The organism is Gordonia oleivorans, assembly GCF_040044975.1.
Taxonomy (GTDB): Bacteria; Actinomycetota; Actinomycetes; order Mycobacteriales; family Mycobacteriaceae; genus Gordonia; species Gordonia oleivorans.
In genome coordinates, this window is the sequence record NZ_JBDZDI010000042.1 from 1 (window position 1) to 5,146 (window position 5,146).

Genomic DNA, 5,146 nt, shown 5'->3' on the forward strand with positions numbered 1-5,146 from the left:
CACCCGGTTACACGGGTCGATCGGCCTGGTCCCGCCCAACGAGTACGAGGCAACCTACTACGCTGGGGTCACTACCAGCAGGTAGCCCACCAACGAGGTGGCACGAAACCTGGGGTGCTTCAGAGTCTGTTCCGGCGGTTTCGCGGGCGGAGGTTTGGAGTTGCGTGGCTAGGGTGGCCATCCCGGCTAGTTGCTGAAGGTTGCTGTCGATCAGCGCGGACACGCCGTCGGCGAGTTGTCGTGATCCTGCGGCGAGCTGACTCACGCCAGTTTGGAGTTGAGTGATCTTAGCGGGCAGGTCTTGGTTGTTGATGGTGCTCAGGGTGGAGTTGAGGGAGTTGACGGTTGCGGTGAGTTGGTCGGTGACCGTCGTGAGGGGTGTGTCTAGTTGTGCGAGTTGTGTTGACAGGGTGGTGATCTGGTCGAGCAGTCCACTCCCTAGTGTGGCGTTGAGGTCGCGAATCTGTGCGCGCAGGGTTGCGCACTGGGGGACTTGGGCGCACCAGGGCGCTGAGTCGAGGAGGGGTAGGATTGAGGTCACTGTTGTCAGCGCCGCGGATGTTTGGCGGGTCAGGGCGGCAAGTTGTGGGGCGTTCTGTGAGGCGCGGTCGAGTGCGGGCGCGGACGCGGCGAGCTGGCGCAGGAGTGGTTGGTACTGCTGGATTTGTTGACCGGCGGTGCTTGCTTGGGTGAGGATACCGGCGAGTGGCGTCAGGTTGAGGCGTAGCTGGGTGTCGAGTTGGGCCAGCCCGTCGGCGAGCTGGTTGGCACCGGAGCGCAACTGCTCGAGGTCGCCTTTTCGTTGCTGGCCGTCTGCGACGGCGCCTGCCACCTGGTCCCCGATCTGACCGTTCTGCCACGACAGCTCGGCCTGTTCGAGTTTGTCGCCGGTGGGGCGGGTGACGCCGATGACGCGAGTCACCCCGGGAATTTGGGATACCCGCGAAGCCATCTGCTCGAGGTCGGCAAGTCCGCTGGCGGTGCGTAGGTCGATCGGCGCATCCACCACAAGAAACTCAGCAACCGTCACATCTGTGGGGAAATGGCGGTCAAGCAGCGCATATCCCTGGTTGCTGTCGGTCGTCGCGGGTTGGCCCTGGCGGTCGTCATAGGTGATGTGGATACCCATCGCGATCGTGCTCAGCACGATCAGCCCCACCATCGTTATAGCGAGAAGGGGGACTGGGCGGCGGACGACAAGCACCGCCACGCGATTCCAGTACTTGCGCGTGAGGTCTCGTCGGGGGTTGCCCCAACCGAAGCGGGCTGCCCACTGCAGCACCGGCGGCAGCAAGGTGACAGTGGCGAGGAACCCGATGAGGATCGCGATCGCGCAGGCCGGACCCAAGGTGGAAAAGACGCTCAGTTCGCCGAACGCCATAGCCAGGAATGCCAGTGCCACCGTCGCCGCCGAGGCCAAGATGACCCGTCCGATCGTCGCTGTAGCGTCCACAAGAGCATCCGCGGTAGGCGCGCCTTGGCGCAACCGCTCGTGATAGCGGCTGATGAAAAAGACTGAGTAGTCCACCCCGGCCCCGAGCAGAATGACCGTCATGAATGCGACGGTGAACTGAGACACCGGCATTCCGAGCTCACCTAGTGCGGACAAGACGCCGCGGCCCACCCCAAGGCTGACACCAATCACCAGCAACGGCACCAGTGCTGTGAACAGCGATCGGTACACCACCAGCAAGATCAGGGCGATCAGCGCGACTGTGGCCAAAGTGATCACGACCAGGTCGCTCTCGGCACTCACGATCTGATCACTGAAGGTGGCTGCGGGTCCGGTGACATGAACCGCGGTACCAGTATCTTCAAACACCCGGCGTGCGGTTTCGCGGACGGTTTCCACCGCATGAGTCGCCGCCGGACCGCCCAGGGTCCCCGAGACCCCGACGGGCAGATACCAGGCCTTGCCATCCTCACTCAACGCCTGGCGGGCAGTGATCGGATCCGACAGCAAGTCACGAACCGATTGCACATCGTCAAAATTTTCACGGAGCTGTAGGACCAACGCGTCGTATCGCTCTCGCGTGACCTCTGTAAGCCCATTCGGGTTCTCCATGGTCACGAAGACAGTGGTCTTAGCGCCCTTTTCCCCGAATGCGCCACCCATTTGATCAAGAGCTTGAAAGGACGGAACCCCTGCAGGGATCGGATCTACCGATTGCTGCCGCACCACCGTCTCCAACTGAGGAAACAGCACCGCCAACACCACCCCGACAGCTATCCACACCCCGATGACCAGGGACTTGTGCGTCAAAGTGAACCGCGCGATTCGTCCCAACGTGGAGCTGTACTCGCTGCGCTCGACCAACGGCCGCCTTGCCAAGCGCTTGTCATCGGGACGATGGACCACCATACGCAGTACCTCACCAACTCATCTGGCCCACAGTGGAACCATCGGTAGCGCTACGCTACAAGTTGTAGCGTAAAAGTGGAAGGCGGTGAGGCTATGTAGGCGGGCGCCGCCTGTGCGCCGCAAGAAAGTCATCGACGAGGCGCTCGAGATCAGCGACATCCATCGCGCGAATCCCGGTGAGCTTGGCGAAGACCAGAGGGCCTGCCAGCTGAGTGATCGCCATGGTCAAGTCCGGATCGTCGAGTTCAGCGGCGGCCGCGCTACTTGTCAACACTCGATCAAAGGGTTCTCGGTACTGGTTGACTACGCGCATCCGCAACGGCCCCAATGCGTTTGGTTCTTCGCCAGGTTGCTTGGGAACCATTGCCAACCAAGCCAGTGTGGTCAACTGCAACGGAGCCTGTTCGATGAGAGCAGCCTGGCGTTGCATCAATGTGACCAGGTCATCGCGAATCGATTGCGAGGTTTCAGGGTTGTCCACCTGAGGCAACAACCGCTCGAAGGCTGCTGCCACCAGGTCCGTGGTGCTCTCAAAATGTCGATACAGCGTGGTGCGGGCTACGCGAGATAGCCGGGTTACAGCCTCCACGGTGACCGCTTCGACCCCACCGCTGCTGAGCAGGGTCGCGGCAGCATCCAACAACCGCGCCCGCGAGCGAACCCGCCTCGGGTCCACATCATCGATATCGGCGATCTCCACCCTTGCCCACTTCCCGCTCCAGACCAACAGCACAAACGATACCGTCGGTAACAGAACGAAACTGCGAGTGCTCGAACACCGAACGAGGACCGCAGAGAGGACCACCCAATGGGCTTCGATCAGCGGCTACCAGCGCACTCGCCATCATGTATGGGATGTGGCAGCGACAACCCCAGCGGACTCCAGCTCGAGGTATACAGGCATGACGACCACGTCTACGCTGATCTAACCTTCGACGAACGCCAATCAGGAGCACCCGGCCTAGCCCATGGCGGTGCCATCTCAGCAGCCTGCGACGACATCATGGGATTCACCCTGTGGATCGCCCGCACACCTGCAGTCACTCGAACACTCACCGTCGAGTACCGACACCCAGTGCCACTGCACACACCCGTGCACCTCGTCGCCACGGTCGTCGATAACACCGCTCGGGCACTCTCCATCAAAGCGGTCGGCACAGTAGGCAAGAAAGCGTATTTCACCGCGAACGCCGTGTTCGTGAAAGTTGACTTAAGTCACTTTCAGAACCACGGAGACCCGGACGCCGCCACAGACCTGATTACTCGATTCCTTCAAGCCGACTAGAATACCGTAACCGCGCCTGCATCTGGTGTTACCCGATACAGCAAGGCTGCATCAACCCTGAGGGCGAGACGTATCTAACCCATTCGCAGCGCCTTACCGCCCTCCCCGTGAACCGAGCGCTTAGCTTGTGAGGTGAGCCCTCCTGGGTGGTCCAGTCGTTGTGGGACTCTGTTGCTCGATTGTTCGAGCAGGAAGAATCAACGACGTCATGACATCGAACAAGCGCCGCCGGCACACGCCGGAGCAGATCATCCGCAAGCTCGCCGAGGGCAATATGCTCCTCGCCGCTGGTCAGGAACTCGACGAGGTGTGCCGGCACCTCGAAGTCGCGGAGTCCACGTGGCATCGCTGGCTGGCCCAGTACGGCGGCATGAAAGCTGATGACGCCAAGCGGCTCAAAGAACTCGAGGCGGAGAACGCCCGACTCAAGAAGCTCGTGGCCAACCAGGCCCTCGACATTGACATGCTCAAGGACCTGTCGTCGGGAAACTTTTGACCCCGAACCGTAAACGCCGCGCCGTGACGGTGCTGCAAGAACGGTTCGGGGTGTCTCAGCGTCGGGCGTGTGCGGTGGTCGGTATCCACCGCTCGACGATGCGCCTGAGGACACAACCAGCGGACGACGAGGACACCAGGCTGAGGGCCTGGCTACGCAGGTTCTCCACCGACCGGCCCCGGTGGGGGTGGCGGCGAGCAGCGAAGATGGCACGCAAATCCGGATGGGCGGTCAACGACAAACGTATTCGTCGACTATGGTGTGAGGAAGGACTTCGAGTGCCCCAGCGCCGCAAAAAGAAGCGGTTGACCGGCGTCGGTGTCACCGTAGGGGCGATGTGTCCTATCCGGCCGAACGTGATCTGGGCGATGGACTTCCAATTCGACACCCTCGCTGATGGTCGTACGATCAAGCTACTCAACATCATTGATGAGTACACCCGAGAGTGCCTGGCCATCGAGATCGGCAGGTCAATCGACGCCGACCAAGTGGTCGCAGTCCTTGACACGCTGGCTTTGACCCGCGGGGCGCCGGTCTACGTGCGGTTCGACAACGGCCCCGAATTCGTCGCCCACGCCGTACGCGACTGGTGCCGATTCACCGGCACCGGAGCCTTGTTCATCGACCCCGGTTCGCCATGGCAGAACGGCTGGATCGAATCGTTCAACGGTCGACTACGCGATGAACTGCTCAACTCGTGGCGCTTCGATTCTCTGCTCGAAGCCCAAGTGATCACCGAGGATTGGAGGACCGACTACAACACCGCCAGGCCCCACAGCGCCCACGGCGAACTCAGCCCCGCTGAATTCGCTCTACAGTGGACCACGACCCACCAATCCCAAGCCGCATAGCGACTGGACCACCAAACGGGTCCCCCTCACCATCAAGTCGCGCATCGCGCTGGAGCCGCAATGGCCGCCCATTCGGTGTGGATAGGTGTCGAGCAATGACTCGGACATTGTCATGGTCTCCCTAGTGGTGGTGGACACTGTGCGACGGGATC

Annotated in this window: 3 protein-coding genes and 1 pseudogene; 2 read left to right on the forward strand and 2 right to left on the reverse strand. The window is 61.5% G+C overall.

The window, feature by feature from the left end; genetic code table 11:
- Positions 1-121: 121 nt before the first annotated feature.
- Together ABLE92_RS25920 and ABLE92_RS25925 are read right to left on the reverse strand one after the other, a co-directional pair.
- Positions 122-2,362: pseudogene (locus ABLE92_RS25920) on the reverse strand (MMPL family transporter); the annotation flags it as partial.
- Between the two features lie 91 nt (positions 2,363-2,453).
- Positions 2,454-3,062 (reverse strand): TetR/AcrR family transcriptional regulator, encoded by a 609-nt coding sequence (locus ABLE92_RS25925; protein WP_005194691.1) that lies wholly within the window; start codon positions 3,060-3,062, stop codon positions 2,454-2,456.
- 108 nt (positions 3,063-3,170) lie between these two features.
- Here ABLE92_RS25925 and ABLE92_RS25930 point away from each other — a divergent pair, with 108 nt between their 5' ends.
- Both ABLE92_RS25930 and ABLE92_RS25935 read left to right on the forward strand, forming a co-directional pair.
- Complete coding sequence (locus ABLE92_RS25930; RefSeq protein WP_005194688.1) at positions 3,171-3,647, forward strand: PaaI family thioesterase; 477 nt, start codon at positions 3,171-3,173, stop codon at positions 3,645-3,647.
- A gap of 208 nt (positions 3,648-3,855) precedes the next feature.
- A protein-coding gene (locus tag ABLE92_RS25935) for an IS3 family transposase (RefSeq protein ID WP_085949120.1) occupies positions 3,856-4,994 on the forward strand; the annotation gives its coding sequence in 2 pieces (ribosomal slippage) (positions 3,856-4,126 and positions 4,126-4,994; 1,140 coding nt in all).
- The last annotated feature ends 152 nt before the right edge of the window (positions 4,995-5,146 follow it).